This window comes from Polyangium sorediatum, assembly GCF_029946465.1.
Classification (GTDB): Bacteria; Myxococcota_A; Polyangia; order Polyangiales; family Polyangiaceae; genus Polyangium; species Polyangium fumosum.
Map to the genome: position 1 here is coordinate 13,409 of NZ_JARZHI010000042.1, position 17,593 is coordinate 31,001.

Below are 17,593 nucleotides of genomic sequence, written 5' to 3' on the forward strand. Positions count from 1 at the left end.
GGCTACCGCAACACCTCCGCCCGGATCGGCCGATACGACATCGCGACGCGCCCGACACCGAGCTGCCCGCCTTCGTCGTGCCCCCAGCACCACAAATGCTCGTCGTCCGTGAGCGCGCACGCGTGTTCGTATCCGACGCCGAGCCGCGTCGCCGGTCGCGGCAGCGGCACCGTCTTCACGGTCCCCGGGCGGTACATTTCCCAACAATGGACCTTTCCCGCGTGGATCGCGCAAAACATGTCGTCTGCGCCTGCAATCGCATCCGCCTGCGGGAGACCGTCGATCGCGACGGCCGAGGTCGGCCTGATCGTCGGCGTGCCCCGCTCGACGTCCGGCTCGAAGCAGCGCAGCGCGCCGCCGGCCAGGGCGCAGAACGTCGAGGCGCCGCCGGCCAGGGCGGTCACGCCGGTGAGGCCTGCGATCTTCGTGACCTTCGGGTTCGGCGCTTCCTCGGCGAAATCCTGATCCGCATCGAAGCGATGATCGTGGAAACAGGCGACGTGGCGATCGGCGCCCTCAATCACGCACATCGACTCGGCCGTGGCCTCGATCGAGACCGCGCCCGACACGCGCGGCACCTTTTGCCACGTATCGCCGTGATACCCGCCGGCCTCACCGAGGTAAAACAGACAATGCGCATCGCCGCCGACGAGGGCGCACACGTTGTTGATGCGATCCGTGGCGAAATCGGTCGCCTTGCCAGGCAAGGCCGGCAGCCGGTCGCTGTCCCAGTGCGACGCGAGGGTGCAATGCCGACGGTTGTCCTGGTCCTTGCAACGGTCGACCTTGTTGAAGAACCCGCAACGTACGTCGCCGCCCGGCAGGAGCCCGCATACGGTGATTTGACCCAGGTCCATGGAAACGACCCGGTCAGGAAAGCTCGCTTTCTGCGGCCATGGACCGGGGCCGTTGTCGCCACCCCAGCAGGAGATGTCGCCGCCGGCGAGGAGACACGTCTCGCTCGACCCGCCCTGGATGTCCGTCACGCCCCGAAAGACGCCGACGTCCACGGGGGTCGCCCGGTGGAGGGGTTTGCCGTCGCCGAGCTGGCCCTCTCGGTTGAGGCCCCAGCAAAACACGTCGCCGTCCGATTCGAGCGCGCAGGTATGGTCGTCCGAGAGCGCGAGATCGACGGCGTCGCTCACGCCCACGACGGGCACGGCGCCGCCCACGAGCGGCGCGTCCGGATCGATGCCAGTTTCGCCATGATAAGCATGTCCCCAGCAAGCCACGCGACCGATCGCGTCGATCGCGCAGACGCGCCCGCCCCCCGCCTGCACCCGGCGCGCGCCGCGCGCGAACGCAGGCATGTCGAGCTCGGGGAGGAGGGTCCCCTGGAAATCGGTGCCCAGGCAGAGCGGCGCACCGTCTGTCTCGAAGCAGGCGTGGCTCCCCGCGGCGGAGACGCGCCGAAATGGCGCCGCGCCCGCGCCCTTTTTCGCGGAGACGGGCACCCACGTCGCCGCCGTGTCCTCCTTCCACGGGAGGTCGCCTTTGCATTGCGCCGCGCCGCCCTTCCGCGTGACGCATACGTAACCTTCCGCTGGAGCGATTGACGTGACGTCGTTGAGCCCGAGCCGAATCGCCGAGGTTTCGGAGGGGTTCCCGCTCTTGCCGAGCCACGTCGCGTCGCCCCAGCAGGCTGCGTCTCCGTCACGAAGGATGGCGCAGCCGACCATTTTCTGGACGACGATCCCCGTCGCGTCCGTGACCCCGGTGATGGGCCGCTCGCGCTTCGTCGTCGGATCGGTGTACACCCCGCCCCAGCAGGACACGGCGCCTGCTTCGGTGAGCGCGCACGTGAAGCCGGATCCGGCCGCGATATCGACGATACGCTCCCCGAGCACGACGTCGGCGACGCGGGCATTTTCGGCGGATCCCGGGGCGAGCTGCTGGTGCTCGTTCTCCCCGACGCAACGGGCCACGCCCTCGGCGCCGAGCGCGCAGGTGTGGTTGCTCCCCGCGACCACGCGGCGGACTTGACCAAGCTTTACGGGCGCGGGGGAGACGGCAGGGGAGGCGCTGGCCGCGGGGGCGGCGGTCGCGACGGTCGGCCCGGGCGTCGATGCAGCGGGCGCGGTCGGCGGCAGGGTTTTTCCGGATGCAGCGGGGCCGCTGCACGCGGCGAGCGTGAGGAGGAGCAGGGCCAGGCGGGAGCGGGAGGAGCGCACGCGGCGACGGTATTCGGAAGGAGGACGTTTGTCACCCCTTCGTGGAGGTGGGTTCTCCTCGCCTCAGATATCGCAGGACGAGGACGTGTGGTATTGCTCCCTCACGCCCCACGCGAAGCCGTCGCCCGACACGTATTCGACACGGTTGGAGTAGGTCCGGGGGGTGGCCCCGCTGGGGCCGCTCCACCAATATTGCCAGTTGATGCTGGAGTAGAGGCCATACCGAAGGCCGAACAGCGGTCTGAATACGATGCAGTCACCGGGGCCTGCGTAGCTATACGTGATGTCCGCATCGACGGTGCCGGTGGTGCAGAACCCGGTGCGGTAGCGACGAATCGCCTGGGCGTTGTCGTACCACGACAAGGTGCCCGTATAGGAAGCGAAGCAGCCCGGGCCGCTGGGATAGGAGGCCCCTCCATCGTCGCACACGAAGGTCTGGATGCTCTCGTCGCAGGCGGAGAGGAGGCTTTGGGGCTGGGGCGTCGCCTTGAGCTCGTTCAGGAGCCAGCCCTGCGGCGGGAGCGTGCCGTCGACCGTCGGCGTCCGCGTCGCTTCGGCGCGCATGGCCTCATGGTAGGCGACGAGGCGACGGGGGATCTCCTGCTCCGGGGCTGCGAGGGCGCGGAACAAGTCGAAGGCGTTCGCCTCGGCGAACTCCGGGCGCTGCATGACCGTGTGATGGTGGGCATCCCCCACCTCGGCGACGCTGAAGCTGCCGTCGTCGTGCGCGTAGAACTGTACCTCGGCTCCGTGGGGAGAGGTAGGGTGGCCACGAGCTCGCCGTCGGGGGACGCGAGGTCGGCCTGCGCCGAGAGGTCCGCACCATTGTTGTCCTCGGCGGCGATTCCATCGTCGTCGAGGGTGGCGCAGCCACCGAGGGCGACGGAGGCGACGAGAACGCTCGGGGCGAGCAATCGACCGGCGATGAGGGATGCGATTCGCATGGGGGTCCGGCTCCTGGGCCGTGGCTCCCGCCGTTCATCGGCGGCGCGCATGGCCCTGCCTGGCCCTTGGCAATCGCCGTGCCACGTCGGTGCGGAGGGCGGTGCGCCGAACCGCCGGGATTCTTGCGGTGGCTTGCGCCGTGTGGACGCCAGGGTGTCACGTCGGAATGACACCGGGCCATGACACCTGTCGCGGCGATGTGACAGCTCGACGAGCGGGGGGAGGCGTGGGGCCGGAGTTGCCCCAAAGGACGGTTACTTCGGCAACAACGCGCGCATCTGGTCGTAGATGAATCGCGCCGCGCGCTGGGGGTGTAGCCTGTAGATGGCATCCATGAGCCTGGCATCGGGCCCGACCAAGACGCGGTACGCGTCGTTTTCGATCCCGTCGAGGATGATCTGCGCGGCGGTGCCGGGCGCCAGCATCTTGGGCACCGGCGCCGCTCCCTCCTTCACCTGCAGGGTATCCATCACGCCCGAGTTCACCGCGATGTTCGTGCCAATCGCGCCCGGGAACACCACCGTGACCTTCACGTTCGTCCCCAAAAGCTCCGAGTTCAAACCCTCCGTCAGGAGTTTCACGGCTGCCTTCGCGGCGCCGTAAATCGTTTGTCCCGGGACGGGAAGAAAGCCTCCCATGCTGGAGATGTTCGTGATGTGCGCCTCCGGGCGTGCGAGCAGGTGCGGCAGGAACGCCTTGGTCATGTAGAGCGTCCCGAACAGGTTGACGTTCATCACCCGATCGATCGCTGCATACTCGAGATCCTGTAGCCGGACGAACGGTTGAATGATGCCCGCATTGTTGATGATGCCGTCCACCGCCCCGAAGCGCGCGATGACCTGGGCCGGGAGCGCATCCACCGCGTCCCGATCCGTGATGTTCACGATGTAGGTGGAAAGCCTGTCCCGATCGCGCCCTGAAAGCGCGAGGGTCTCTTCGAGGGCAGACGCGTCGATGTCGACGGCGGCGACGCTCGCGCCCTTCGACAGAAGCCCGAGGACGAGCCCCCTGCCTATGCCATTTCCGCCGCCGGTCACGACGACGACCTTGTTTCGGACCTTCATGGCCGTACACTCCTCCCCAAGGGGGTTTCAGGGCGCTGGGACGAATCGATAGAGCGCGCTCTCGATGTCCGACGATAGATAAATGGTGCCCGAGCGACCCACGGCGACGCCCGTGGGGACGTAGCCCGGCGGCAGGCCCTCGCTCTCGGGCAAACCGATGGGCAGGCCGCTCGCGAGCACGGTGGCGCGCCCCGTGGCCGGATCGATACGCAAAAGTTGCTTGCGGCCCACCTCGGCGACGATCAATCCGCCGTCGGGGTGCCGGGCAATGCCCTCGGGCGCCTGAAGGTCGCTGGCCACCGTCTGCTTGGATCCATCCGACAAACGCACCCGGGTCACCCGCCCCGAGCGCACCTCGGTGACATAGACCCCAGGCTCTTTCGCCTCCGTGTCGGCCACGAGCCCCACGGGTCCCTCCAATCCCTCGGTCAGAACCGTGCTCTTCGCGGGTTCGGTGGGTTCGATGCGCACGAGCTTGCCCGTTTGGGCCTCCGCGACGAGCAGCGTGCCATCGGCGAGCTCGAGCGCGCCCTGGATGCCATTCGTGTTGGGAATCGTCCGCAGGATTTCCCCGGAGGCCCGATCCAGCACCTGCACGCTCGCGAGATAGGCGCTGCTCAGCACCACGTGCTTCGCGCCCAGGCTCACGTGCATCGGGAAGTTCAGCCGGGTGGAGAGGACACGGGTCGTCTCGGAGATCTTCCCGTCACGCCCTCCCACCCGGCGAAGGGCATACACATCCGCCACGTACAGGCGCTCGTCCGGATCCTCCGGCGCGACCGCGAGGCCGGAGGGCACGGTCAAGCGCGCCTCGACGAGGGTCCGGATGGAACCGTCGGCGGGATTCACGACGCGGATGTCGTTGTCCACCATGTTGGACACGTACACCTGGTCGTCGGGGCCGACGGTCAGGTTATCGAGTCCGGTGGGCAGATTCGCGACGACCTTCTTTTCTCCCGTGGCGGCCCGGACGCGGACGAGCTCGCCGCGCGCCGCGTCGACCACGTAAAGATTCTCACGGCGCGCGTCGAAGTTGACGGCGGTCGGCATGGCAAAACCCTGCGCCACGACCTCCATGGCGCCGGTGTCCACGTTCAAGCGGACGATTTGCCCCTTGAGCAGGATCGGGCCGTACAGCCGGTCGTCCGTGCCAAACTCGAACCCGTTGAGGAAGCCGGGATTGGCGAGGACCTGGCGCGGAGGCTTGTTCCCGTCCGGATCCACTTCCGACAGCGCATCGACCCCCCGGCCGAGCTGGGTGATGTAGAGCCTGCCGTCGCGGCGGAAGGCCAGCGAGTTGAGGCCCGGCAGATCCTTGGCGAGGACGCGCGTCGTTCCATCCGGCATGCGCCGCATCAACCGGCCGGAGAAAAAGCCAGTCCAGTAGAGGGATCCATCGGGCCCCAGGGTTACGTCGTCCGCGCCGCCGAGGGGAGGCCCCACCAGGGTGGAGACCGCGCCGCTGCGCAAATCGACGGAATGGACGGAGTGGCCGAGCAGATTGCTGGCCAAAAGGTGCCCATGGCCGTCGAGGGCCAGCCCATGGACGCCCTGGAAAGGAGAGCCGGCCACGACCACCTCTTTGCGATAGGCCTGGGAAGGGCCCTGGGGAGGCGTCTGTGGCGAGGCCGGGGGCTTAGCAGCCGGGGGAGCCGCGGCCGGGGGCTGGCATCCCAGCAGCAAGCAGGCGATCAGGGATGGGAAGGGGAATCGATACACGGTGGGACCTCCGGGGGGCTCAGGCGTTCACGTCTTGCCGATCAGCCATGCGTCCGTTCCAGCCCCGCGAGATCGTCGGCCTTGCGCCAGTTCTGCAGGATCTCGAAGAACTCGAGCGTGCCGCCGTTGAACGCGGCGAAGCGCGCGAGGCTCATCGCGAGGATGCCCTCGTTGTTGTAGTAGCCGGGCGTGCATTCGGGGCCGCCGAAGGCGATGGGGTTCGTCATGAGGCTGCCGAGGATCACCTCCCACCATTGCTGCTGCGCCTGCTCCGTCGCCTCGATGGTCTCGACGCCTTGCTTGAGGCAACGCTCGATGATGTAGGCGGCGTGCTGCGCCAGCTCGTCGAGGACGTGGACGAAGTTGATCGCCCAGCCGCTCTGGGTGGGGCTGAAGATCAAGAGGTTCGGATACCCGCGGGTGTGCATGCCGTGGAGCGTCGTCGGGCCCTCGGCCCAGCTCTCGCGCAAGGACTTGCCGCCGCGCCCGCGGATGTCGAAGCCCAGCCGGCGGGTGTATTCGCTCGAGACCTCGAAGCCCGTGGAGTAAATCAAGCAATCAACGGGGTATTCCTTGCCGTTCACGACGACGCCGGTGGGCGTGATTCGCTCCACGCCCTTTCCGTCGGTATCGACGAGCTCGACGTTCGGGCGGTTGAACGTCTCCAGGTATTCGTCGTGGAAGCACGGACGCTTGCAGAGCTGGTTGTAATAGGGCTTGAGCGCCTCGGCCGCCGCCGAATCCTTGACGATGGAGTCCACCCGCCCGCGGATCTCCTCCATCTTGCGGTAATCGGCGAGCTGGCGCAGCTTGGCCGCCTCCGCGGGGGTCTGGGCGCCGCGGGTCTCGGCGTCGTCGAAGATGTAGGTCCAGCCGTCCTTCACCAGGTCGACGTCCTGCTTTCGACCCGAGACGATGGCGGTGAAATTGACCATGCGCTCCCGTTGCCAGCCGGGCGCGAGCGTCTTCGCCCAGGCCTCGTCGGTCGGCTGGTTGTTCCGTTCGCCGACGCCCGACGGCGTGCGCTGAAAGACGTACAATTGCTTGGCCGAAGCACCGAGGTGGGGAATCGCCTGGATCGCGGTCGCTCCCGTCCCGATGATGCCCACGCGTTTGTCGGCGAGCCGGGTCATGCTGCCCGCGGGGCCGCCGCCGGTATAGGCATAGTCCCAACGGCTCGTGTGGAAGCTGTGCCCCTTGAACGTCTCGATTCCCGGGATGCCGGGCAGCTTCGCCTTGTGGAGGATGCCCCCGGCGATGATCACGAACCGCGCCGCGAGTTTGTCGCCGCGGCTCGTCGTGACCGTCCAGCGCCGCTGCTCCTCGTCCCAGTCCATCTGCTCGACCTCGGTCTGGAACAGCGCCGCCTTGTAGAGGTCGAATTGCCGGCCGATTCGCTGGCAGTGGGCGAAGATCTCGGTCGCCTTGGCGTACTTCTCCGTCGGGACGTAGCCGGTCTCTTCGAGCAGCGGCATGTAGATGTAGGATTCCACGTCGCAGGCGGCGCCCGGATAACGGTTCCAGTACCAGGTGCCACCGAAGTCGCCGCCCTTCTCGACGACGCGGAAGGAATGAACCCCCGCCTGGCGCAGCCGCACCGCCGCGAGCATGCCGCCGAAACCTCCGCCGACGATGAGCACGTCGATCGTCTCGGTCACCGCCGGACGGGTGAACCCGGGCTCGACGTAGGGATCCTTGTCGAAGTCCGCGTACACCTTGCTGAGCTCGAGGTACTGGGTGCTGCCGTCGGGGCGCAGCCGTTTCTCCCGCTCGATCCGGTACTTCTCCTGCAACGCCTCCGGAGAAAAAGCGGCCTCACCCTTCTTCGTCGCATCCATCCGCACACATCCTTTCGGCTCGACAGCCACCAGCCATGTACACGACTGTGTACATGGCTGGACATACCTCTGTCTTCGGCGTAAGTAAACAACCGTGTACATGCCTCGCACCGAGCCCAAGAAGCCGACGCGGCAGCGCGATGCGGACCGCACGCGCACCGCGATCCTCGACGCCGCGCGGACCCTGTTCTCGACACGAGGCTTCACGAACACCGGCGTGCGCGAGGTGGCCGAGCTCGCCGGGGTGAACTCTGCGCTCGTCGGCCGCTACTTCGGCTCGAAAGAGGGGCTCTACCGAGCGACGCTGGAGCGGATCATCGACATCTCCCCGATGCTCCACGGGGATCGGCGCCGCTTCGGCGTGGACATGGTGGCCATCTTCTGCGACACGCAGGACGCATCGGGCCCGCTGGCGATGATGATCCTCTCGGCGGCCGACCCCGCGGCGCACGCGGCGAGCATCGAATTTCTCCAGACGAAGGTGATGGTGCCGCTGGCCGCGTGGCTCGGACCCCCGAACGCCGAGGAGCGCGCGGCGCGGCTCAACATCCTCTGGACCGGCTTCCTCACGAGCTGGAAGCTCTTGCCCCTGGAGCCGCTCTCCGATGCGCGCATCGCCTCCACCCGCCGTTGGCTGGAGGCCGCGACCCAGGCGATCGTCGACGAGGGCACGGGCTGAGCCGGGGGAAGCCCCAACCCGGACGATGCGATAGCGTTCTGCTGCCTGCCACCGTTCTACCTCGTGCGTCGCTCGCGTGGCACGTGCGTGCGCCGCGCTAACGCACGCAGAGGGACATCGTCCAGGATTTGAGCATGCCCGAGCTGTAGACGGAAAAATTGGCCACGCGCAGCGTCCACGGGCCATTCGCGGTTTGGTTGTACAAGCCGAACAGGGGCTCCTCGGGCATGAACATTCCACGGAGGGGAGCGGTCGCTCCGTTCACGCTGGTGGTTGCATGATCGGCAAGGATGGTCGACGCGTAATGGCTACCCGACCCGCCGTTGGCAGAGCTCAAAAGCAAGCTCTTGGCGGAGGGCGAGAGCAGCGAGATTGACAGGTCATTTGTCCACGTGTGCGCAATGGAGTTGATGACGACGGCCGCTTTGCGCACCTTGCCCGAGCTCGCGATGTTGATGACGCTCTCGCTATAGCCCGAGCCTGCCGTGAGCAAGAAGGGGCCATCGGTCGATTTCTGGATGATCAGCGTATCACCCGGACCACACATGAACTCGAGCTGGCAGCTCGCATTGCAACCATCACCGGTGATTGCATTGGCATCGTCGCAGGTTTCACCCGGCTCGACGTAACCGTTGCCGCAGGTGGTCGTGACGCTGGGATCTATGCACAAGAAGAGCTTCCACGAATCCAGCGTGCCCGTGTTCCCTGCCTCCGTATCTCGAACGAGCAAGTGCCAGGTGCCCAGGGCCGTTTGCGTTCCAAAACCCGCGGCACTGGAGAGCGTCTGCGTGGGCTTGAAGGTCCCCGTGAAGGGCGGCGTGCCCGTACTGATGAGCGCGCTGCTGTCGTCGCTGAAGATCGTCGACCGCATGTTGGCCCCTGGTGCGCCGCCCGTCACCGAATGCGACACACCGTAGGGGGAGATCAGGGATATCTCGAGCTCCTGCACATTCGGGTGCGTTACGTCCAGCGCTGTGATCACCTTGCGAACGACACCCGCCTCCGGCACGTGGATGGCTTGCACGGCACCCGTGTAGGTGCCGTCTGGAATGGCCAGCGGCGTGCTGTTCGTCAACATGACGGGCACTTGGCCCGCTGCGCAGGTGATGTCGTACTGGCAGCTCGACGAGCAACCATCGCCCGAGACGCGGTTGTTGTCGTCGCATTGCTCGCCCGCGTCGAGGTTCCCGTCACCGCAGCCGTCGGTCAACTGGCACTTCGTGGTGCATGCATCGAGGTCGTTGGTATTGCCGTCGTCGCACTCTTCGCCGGGGTCGGCTTTGCCATCACCACAATACCCAGCGGTATCGATGCAGAGGGCAAGCGTCCAGCTATTGAACGTGCCCCCGAGCACGGCCGTGTCGTCACGCACTTGAAGCGTCCACGTGCCCGCCGCATTCTGGAGGGCAAAGTCCGTTCCCGGCGCGGCCGACAGCGATGCCTCGGGGCGGAACGTTCCATTGAACGGCGCGGCACCTGCCGTGATGCTGATCGCAGCATCGTCATTGAAGAAGGTCGACGTGTAATCGTCGTTGGCTTCGCCATTGTCATCGGACAGGTTGCGCACCATTCCGCTTGGCCCGACTAGCTGGATATCGAGGTGCGAGTCGACGATGTGGGCGATGTTTCCGACGACCGCGATGACCTTCTTCACGCCGCCGGTCGTGGCCACATGGACCGGGAAGTCCTGGAATGGGCCGTTGTCCACGATCGGCGTCGTGGTGTTGTTCGAGACGATGACCGGCGTCTCGTTGGCACCACACACGATTTCCACCTGGCACGTCGACGAGCATCCGTCACCTGATGCCAGGTTGTTGTCGTCGCATTGCTCGCCGGCGTCCCAGGTGCCATTGCCGCAACCGTTGGCCAACTGGCATGTATTGGTGCACGCGTCAGCGTTGTTGGTATTTGCGTCGTCGCACTCCTCGCCGGAATTGATCACGCCGTCGCCGCAATACCCGGCTGTATCGACGCACAGGGCCAGCGTCCAGTTGCGGAACGTACCCGCATTGGTGCTGGTGTCGTCACGCACTTGCAACGTCCACGTGCCCTCCGCATTTTTGCGCAAAAAGTCCGTACCTGCGGTCGTCGCCATCGATGCTTCGGGTCGGAATCTTCCGGTGAATGGCGCCGTGCCGGCCGTGATCAGGGTCGTCGCCGGATCCTCGAAGATCGTTTGGGTGTAATGATCGCCGGTGCCGCCGTTGTCATCGGACAGGTTGCGCACCGTGCCGTTCGGTCCAAGCAACTGGATGTCGAGGTCCGCGACGTTCGGGTGCGTGATGCCGCCGATGGAGACAAGCATCTTCTGGACGGAGCCTGTCAAGGCCACTGTGACGGGGAAGCTCCGGAACGTATTGTTGTCGGTGATGTTCGTCACGGTGCTATTCGATGCGGACACGAATGTCTCGCCCGGGGCGCATGCCATTTCGATTTGGCATGTCGGCGAGCAACCATCACCCGAAGCCAGATTGTCATCGTCGCATTGCTCGCCCGCGTCCAGGTTGCCGTCTCCGCATCCGTCGCTGAACGTGCAAGTAATGGTGCATCCATCGCTGTTGCTGATGTTGCCATCATCGCATTCTTCGCCCGGATCCGTCGTTGCGTTGCCGCAATACGTCGTGGTATCGAGGCACAACACGAGACTCCAGTTGTAGAGCGTCCCGCTCGTGCCGGCCGTATCGTCGCGGATTTGCAGCCGCCATTGCCCGGCCGCGTTGATATCGCGGAAGTCCACCCCCGCGGTCATTGCCAGGGACTGTTCGGGCAGGAACGTGTCATTGAAGGGAGCCACCGCCGGGGGCGCGCCGAGCGATATTGGCGACGTGGCCGCGTCGGCGAAGATGGTCGAGACGTAATTGTCGCCCGTACCACCATTGTCATCAGACAGGACGCGCACCGTTCCGACGGGCGACTGCAACTGGATATCGAGATCCTCGACGCGCCAATGGCTGAGGCGACCGATGACCAGCGCGGCCTTCTTGACGCCTCCGGCCGTGTTCACGTTGAGGTAGCTGTTGACGAAGGTATTGTCGTCGTTAAGGGTGGTCGTGAACGTGCTGGTCGTAGTTACCAGGCTTTGTCCGGGATCGCAATTCAGCTCGACCTTGCAGGTCGCCGAGCAACCATCACCCGAGACGACATTGTCGTCATCACAGACCTCGCCCGCTTCGATGGTTCCATTGCCGCAGCCTTGGTAAACGGTGCACGCGTTGCTGCACGCGTCGGCGGGGTCCGTGTTACCATCATCGCATTCCTCGCCGGCTTCCACGATGCCATTGCCGCAATAGGCGCTCGGGCCCAGGCACAACGCGAGCGTCCACGAATTGAACACGGCGAAGTTTGGCGCATACATGTCACGCACCTGGAGCGCCCAGGTACCCACCGCCGCTTGGTTCAGGAAATCCACGCCAAACGACTTGGATAACGACTCCTGCGGCTGGAACTTGCCATTGAAGGGTGCGGTCACCGCGGGCGAGAAGATGGACACGCTGGCCGCATCCTCGAAGAATGTGGACGTGTAATCGTCGCCCGAGCCGCCTTTGGCGAAGGACAGCCGGCGGACCGTGCCGAAGGGCGACTTCAGTTGCAAGGACAGTTCCTGCACGTTTGTATGCGCGATGCTGCCGATGACGACCACGGCCTTTTTTACCCCGCCCGCCGTCGCCACATGGACCGGGAAGTCGTAGAACACACCGTCTTCCGGAACGGGTGCCGTCATGTTGTTCGTCACGATGACCGGCGTTTCACCGGGCGCACACGTCAGTTCTACCTTGCACGTCGAGGAGCAGCCGTCACCCGAGAGGACATTGTTGTCGTCGCACTCTTCGCCCAGGTCGAAGTTGCCATCGCCGCAGCCTTCATTGTGTTGACACACGTTGCTGCACAGATCGCCGTTGTTCGCATTGCCGTCGTCACATTCTTCGTCGCCGTTCACCACGCCGTCACCGCAATACGACGCCCCGGGATCCACACAAAGCGCGAGGCTCCAGGCGTGCAAGGTGCCGGCATCGGACATCTTGTCGTCGACGAGGCGCAGGTTCCACGTGCCAAACGCGTTCATGCGCAGGAAGTCGTAACCTGCTCCGACGGTCGTGAGCGACTGCTCGGGCCTGTACTTTCCGGTGAACGGTGCCGTGATCGTATCTACGGATACGGACGCCGAGTCATCGAAGGTCGTGCGTGTGTAGTTGCTACCAGCGCTCCCGTTGTCCGTGGATAACTCTCGTGACAAGGGCTGTGGCGACACGAGAGACATGTCAATGTCGGCCGTGGATGCGTGCGTGAGCGAATGCACGACCGCCAGGGCTCTGGTCACGGCGCCCGTGACATGGACCTCGACCGGGCTCGATACGGCCGTCGATGTGTCGGGAATCGGCAAGGGATCGTTGTTCAGCGCGATGAGCCTCATCTCCCCCGCCGCGCACGTCAATTCGATCTTGCATGCATCGCAGCCGTCGCCCGTCACCGCATTCAAGTCGTCGCATTCCTCTGGCGGATTGACGACTCCGTTGCCGCACAGGTTGCACATGCCCGATTGGCAACTACCCATCGACCCCCCCTGAAAGCACGGGGTCCCATTCGGTGTTACAACGCCGCTACAAACCCCTGCCGTGCACATATCCATCGTCGTGCACTCGCTGCCATCGTCGCACGACGAGCCATCCGGCTTCGGTACATTCGTGCATGTGCCCGTCATCGGATCGCATACGCCCGCTTCGTGACACGAACCGGCCGGCAGGCATGTGACGGGTAGGCCCGATGCACACGCTCCCGCCATGCACGCATCGCCCGTCGTGCAGGCATTGCCATCATCGCATGTGCTCCCGTCGGCCGCGTTTGGGTGCATGGGCAAACCGCCGGCACATGTTTCGCTCGTACAGGCAAGGTCATCATCGGCCGGCACGTCGGCATCGTCGATGATGTTCACGAATTGTCCGGCCCCATCGCAAACGTGCTCGAGGCAATCCCCTGCCGTTTGCTCCACGACCGGTGTATGGGCCGCCGTGAAGCTCACTCCGCACACGTTTGCCACGCATGTCCGCACCCGGCACTCGTCGTCCACGCCTGGACAATCCGCGGACGAGCCGCACCCGGTGCATTGCCCCATGTCGTTGCATACCAGCGGCGTGTTTCCTCCTGCCGGCGTGCACGTGGTTCCTTGCGGCAAGTTCGTATTCGCCGGCATGCCCATCACGCAGGCGTCCGCCGTACAGGCATTGCTGTCGTCGGGCAGGTCCGTGTCGTCGTTGTTCGTCTTGGTACCGCCATTGCCATCGCAAACGATGACTTTACAGTCGCCCGCGTTCTGCGCAGGCAGCGGTACATCGGCCGAGGCATGGACCACGCCGCACGCGCCGCCCGCGCACGTGCGTTGTTGACACACGTCATCCGTGCCCGGACAATCGCTCGCCACGAGGCACTCGACGCACAGCCCGATGCTGTTGCACATGCCCTTCGAGCAACTCTCGCCTGCCTGTTTCGGATGGTGCGCCGTCGTGCCATCAGGATTGCACACATCGTCCGTGCAATCGTTCATGTCGTCCATGGGCACACACATGCCGCCTCCGGCACCACCTGTGCCGCCGCTGCCACCGGACCCGGGGTTGTCGGGGTTGTCCTCGCACCCGCTCGAAGCCCCGACGAGGGCGAGAACGATCGTCACAAGGAGCCAGATTCTAGCAGATGTCATGGTGAACACGGTTTCGTGATGGCGTCGAAGCTGCGCTGCTGAAGCAGTAGGCGTGTTGGCACACGCCGTCGCAGAGAAGTGGACGGGAGACCGATCGTATCGGCACACGTTGCAGATGGGAAGACAATTTTTGCTTACGATGTACGCAGGGTATTGCTTGGTGTCATGCGTACATCGTAAGCCCGGATGTCCCGCTCATGGGGTACCAGTACACCGGACCTCTGATGCATCCGCCTGCGTTGTGGCAGTGCCCTCTCAGGGCTGGTTCGGCCACCCGCGGACGAAGGTCGAGAAAAACGGCAATGCATGCATGGAGGGGTGGGGATCCACCTGCGTGTCGACGCCGCTCCGCGTGCTCACGAATTCCCCCTCCCACACGATCGCCCCCGACTTCGTATCGACGAGCGACACCCTCCCCGAGAGCGTGGATTGGACAGTATTGCCGGCCATGTTCCCCCCGCCATGGACGGCTTGCTCGTAATGCAGGCGAGACAGGGCAAAGTAGCGAGCATTCAGGGACGCCGTGAACTCGGCGAGTCGCGCCGGGTCGGTGCCCCCCTCCTCATAAACACGCATGAATTTGGCCTCTTCTTCGAGCGCCCCCTGGAGGGCCCGATCGTGCGAGGCGCTGCTGGCGAGGTGGATGTCTTCGCGTGTTTGGAGGACCGCGCGAACAAAGGCGGCCGCCATCAAGGAGCGCTCCTTGGGGCCCACCTTGTCGTCGTCGAACTTCACGGGCATGACCGCGATTTTGCCGTTCACCAGGTCCTTGGACGTCAACGCGGGATCCACGCGTAGGATCGTGGGTTGCCACGCGCAGCCCGCGAGCGCGCCGAGCCCGAGCACGGGCATCGAGGCAAGGAGCAGCGCAGAGGCCACGCGCCTGAGCCGACCAAGGAATGTCGATGACGGAGCTGGGCGCGTCGAGCACATGTCGTTCACGAAAAACCTCCCACTCTCCCGGACCGAGAGTTCGGATGTGAAGTCGTCCTGCCAAACGATCCTGGCAGGAAGGGCAGGAAGGTGTCAAGCGTCACCGCGGACGACGGACGTTCATTCGAGTTCGACGTGGAGAATCTCGACCGCCCGCCGCAGTGCCTGCGCGACCAGATCCGTGTCCTCGTGCCGCAGCATCACGAACCCCACCCCATCGTAGGCATTGCCCTGCTGCTGCCCCGGCGTGGGCAGGCGCGCCTCGACCACGAGCGAGCCGATCTCCGCGTTCGCCTCGGCGATCCCGTGCACCGCCTTCACCCGACCCGTCCCCGCGCCGCGCAGGTACGCCGCGCCCACTGCGTATTTCCGCTCTGGCACCTCGAACGTGTCGTCCACCATGAGCTTCGCCCAGGCATGGTGGAAATCGACGTCGTGCGCGTGCGAGAGCAGCGTCATGAAATGCGCGCCGGGCGGGCGCGCGCCGATCTCCGAGACCGCCACGCTTCCATCCGGCCGCTGGAACCATTCCATGTGCGTCAGGCCCGTCGTGAGCCCGAGCGCGCGGACCGCGTTCTCGCCGGTCTCCCGGATCGCGGCGTACGCCGGCACGTCCACGTGCCGCGGCGACAGGACGCACCATTGCATCCACGGGTTTTCCATCACGGTGAGCGGCGACGGCCAGTACTTCGAGATCGAATACCAGACCATCCGGCCGTTCACCGTCACCGCGTCGAGCGAATGCTCCTCGCCCCGCAAAAACTCCTCGAACAGGACGGGGCCGCTCTCGGCTTGCATCCGCGCGAGGTACGCGTCGAGGTCGTCCTGCGTCTCCAGGCGGAACGTGTCCACGGAGCAAGCCCCGGCCGGAGGCTTGACGACGACCGGGAGGCCGACGTCGGCGAGGAAGTCGAGGGCCTCTTCGCGGCGGTGGGCGAGGCGGTGGCGCGCGCAGGGGACGCCTTTGCTCTCGAAGATGGTCTTCATCACGGCCTTGTCGCGGAAGTTCCGCGCGACCTCGGGCGACATGCCCGGCAGGCCGAGCGCGGCGCGGACCTCGGCGAGTGGCTCCTGGAGCGGCTCGAGCGAGCCGATGAGGCGATCGATGGGCCCCATCTGCGCCGCGATCCCCTGGACGCCCTCGGCGATCTGGCGCGGATCGAAGGCGTTTTGCACCTGCCAATGGCCGGCGAGGCGATCCTTGATCGAAGGCGGGAGCTTGTCCGCCGGATCCTGGGCGAGGACGCCCAGGCGAACCCCGGGCACGTTCGCGGTTCCGGAGACGAACTTGAGGGCGCCCTCCGTGACGAACGGCAGGACGAAGACCACGTTGCGCATGGCCGGCAGACTACAGGCGAGAAGGCCGCCCCGGAAATCCTTTTGACACGCCCCGCGCGCAAGCATAACCGAAGGGGGCGATGACCCGCCCCGACGTGGTCCCTTCTCCCGGCTCGCACGTGGCGCACGACGGCTCCGTGTCCTTCGTCTACCGCGACGAACGCGCTTCGAGCGTGCTCGTGGCCGGCGATTTCACCGGCTGGGGCAAGGACCCGATCCCGCTCGTGAAGCGCGAAGGCACGGACCTCTGGGTCCTCACGACGCGGCCGCTGCCCCGCGGCGTGCACGCGTACAAGCTCGTCGTGGATGGTCGGTGGACGGCGGACCCGGCAAACCCGCTCGACGTCGACGACGGGCTCGGTGGGCGGAACGCGGCGTTCGTCGTGGGAGGGCGTGATCTCGGGGATCCCGCGGCGATCCGCGTGCTTTCGCTCAACCTGCACACCTACCAGGAGCGAGGCCTGCGGGACGGCGTGGTGGTGAACGATTCGATCCCGAAGATTGAGCGGATCGCGTTCGGCGTGGCGGCGATGGGGATCGACGTGCTCCTCTTGCAGGAGGTCGGCGAGCACGTGTCGAACCCGGCCGAGCCAAACGCCGGGCGGATCTTGCAGGAGCACCTCGAGCGGTTCACGCGGCGGCGCTGGGAGCACGTGTGGAGAGAGGCCCACATCGGGTTCGACGTGTACCACGAGGGGCTGTCGATCCTGTCGTCGGGCCCGATCGAGGACGTGACGGTCTTGCAGCTCAGCGAAGGCCCGCTCGCTCGCATCGCGCTGATCGCGCGGACGACGATCAAAGAGACCAAAATCCGGGTAGGGACGACGCACGTGTCGTGGGGATCGGACGGCGGGACGCAGGTCGCGCGTCTGCTCGCCGAGGCTGCCCGGTTGCCGGGCGGGGATCACGCCGCGACGCTCTTGGCGGGGGATCTCAATGGAAGCCCCGAGGATCGGCAGGTCGCGCTCTTCGTGGAGCGAGGGTATACCGACGTGGGAATGGCCACGCGGAACGTGTGGCCCACGTTCGGGGAGAAGACGCTGACGAGCCGGATCGATTACCAGATGCTCCGGGCCACGGCGGGCCGGCGCGCGGCGCGTATCGAGGCGTTCGTTCGGGTGTTCGACGGAGCCGGGCCCGAGGACGGGCTGCACCCGCGCGTGAGTGATCACGCGGGGATCCTGGGCGCGTATCGCTGGGACGTGGGATAGGTC

10 protein-coding genes are annotated in these 17,593 nt (G+C 65.7%); 2 read left to right on the forward strand and 8 right to left on the reverse strand.

Going from position 1 to position 17,593, the window contains the following annotated elements; genetic code table 11:
* Positions 1-2 precede the first annotated feature (2 nt).
* The 5 genes from QHF89_RS33310 to QHF89_RS33330 all read right to left on the reverse strand — a co-directional run bounded on the left by QHF89_RS33310 (position 3) and on the right by QHF89_RS33330 (position 7,737).
* Positions 3-2,171, reverse strand: a complete 2,169-nt coding sequence (locus tag QHF89_RS33310) for an RCC1 domain-containing protein (RefSeq protein WP_136970516.1) — start codon at positions 2,169-2,171, stop codon at positions 3-5.
* Between the two features lie 63 nt (positions 2,172-2,234).
* Positions 2,235-2,840, reverse strand: a complete 606-nt coding sequence (locus QHF89_RS33315) for a hypothetical protein (RefSeq protein ID WP_284721235.1) — start codon at positions 2,838-2,840, stop codon at positions 2,235-2,237.
* 530 nt (positions 2,841-3,370) lie between these two features.
* The gene (locus QHF89_RS33320; protein WP_136934773.1) at positions 3,371-4,180 is read right to left on the reverse strand and encodes an SDR family NAD(P)-dependent oxidoreductase; all 810 of its coding nucleotides are present in this window, start codon (positions 4,178-4,180) and stop codon (positions 3,371-3,373) included.
* A gap of 27 nt (positions 4,181-4,207) precedes the next feature.
* Positions 4,208-5,752 (reverse strand): NHL repeat-containing protein, encoded by a 1,545-nt coding sequence (locus QHF89_RS33325; protein WP_284721236.1) that lies wholly within the window; start codon positions 5,750-5,752, stop codon positions 4,208-4,210.
* A 188-nt stretch (positions 5,753-5,940) separates the two neighbouring features.
* Positions 5,941-7,737, reverse strand: a complete 1,797-nt coding sequence (locus QHF89_RS33330; protein WP_284721237.1) for a flavin-containing monooxygenase — start codon at positions 7,735-7,737, stop codon at positions 5,941-5,943.
* Positions 7,738-7,837: 100 nt separating this feature from the next.
* Between QHF89_RS33330 and QHF89_RS33335 the strand changes: the two genes are divergently transcribed.
* Entirely contained in the window at positions 7,838-8,416 is a 579-nt protein-coding gene (locus tag QHF89_RS33335) for a TetR/AcrR family transcriptional regulator (protein ID WP_136934778.1), read from the forward strand.
* A gap of 97 nt (positions 8,417-8,513) precedes the next feature.
* Here the strand turns inward: QHF89_RS33335 and QHF89_RS33340 are convergent, their stop codons facing one another.
* From QHF89_RS33340 to QHF89_RS33350, 3 genes are all read right to left on the reverse strand, one after another.
* Positions 8,514-13,964 carry a proprotein convertase P-domain-containing protein gene (locus QHF89_RS33340; protein WP_284721238.1) on the reverse strand — a complete coding sequence of 1,817 codons (5,451 nt, stop codon included), beginning with the start codon at positions 13,962-13,964 and terminating at the stop codon, positions 8,514-8,516.
* A 399-nt stretch (positions 13,965-14,363) separates the two neighbouring features.
* Positions 14,364-14,987: a hypothetical protein gene (locus QHF89_RS33345; RefSeq protein WP_136970518.1), complete on the reverse strand. Its 624-nt coding sequence runs from the start codon at positions 14,985-14,987 to the stop codon at positions 14,364-14,366.
* Positions 14,988-15,161: 174 nt separating this feature from the next.
* Complete coding sequence (locus tag QHF89_RS33350; protein WP_136970519.1) at positions 15,162-16,379, reverse strand: ATP-grasp domain-containing protein; 1,218 nt, start codon at positions 16,377-16,379, stop codon at positions 15,162-15,164.
* Positions 16,380-16,459: 80 nt separating this feature from the next.
* Here QHF89_RS33350 and QHF89_RS33355 point away from each other — a divergent pair, with 80 nt between their 5' ends.
* Positions 16,460-17,590, forward strand: coding sequence for an endonuclease/exonuclease/phosphatase family protein (locus tag QHF89_RS33355; RefSeq protein WP_136970520.1), 1,131 nt, complete (start codon positions 16,460-16,462; stop codon positions 17,588-17,590).
* The last annotated feature ends 3 nt before the right edge of the window (positions 17,591-17,593 follow it).

Coding starts and splice junctions, on each gene's coding strand:
- QHF89_RS33340 (WP_284721238.1), bottom strand. CDS start 13,964: ATGGACGACATGAACGATTGCACGGACGATGTGTGCAATCCTGATGGC.
- QHF89_RS33355 (WP_136970520.1), top strand. CDS start 16,460: ATGACCCGCCCCGACGTGGTCCCTTCTCCCGGCTCGCACGTGGCGCAC.
- QHF89_RS33315 (WP_284721235.1), bottom strand. CDS start 2,840: ATGCAGCGCCCGGAGTTCGCCGAGGCGAACGCCTTCGACTTGTTCCGC.
- QHF89_RS33330 (WP_284721237.1), bottom strand. CDS start 7,737: ATGGATGCGACGAAGAAGGGTGAGGCCGCTTTTTCTCCGGAGGCGTTG.
- QHF89_RS33350 (WP_136970519.1), bottom strand. CDS start 16,379: ATGCGCAACGTGGTCTTCGTCCTGCCGTTCGTCACGGAGGGCGCCCTC.
- QHF89_RS33335 (WP_136934778.1), top strand. CDS start 7,838: ATGCCTCGCACCGAGCCCAAGAAGCCGACGCGGCAGCGCGATGCGGAC.
- QHF89_RS33320 (WP_136934773.1), bottom strand. CDS start 4,180: ATGAAGGTCCGAAACAAGGTCGTCGTCGTGACCGGCGGCGGAAATGGC.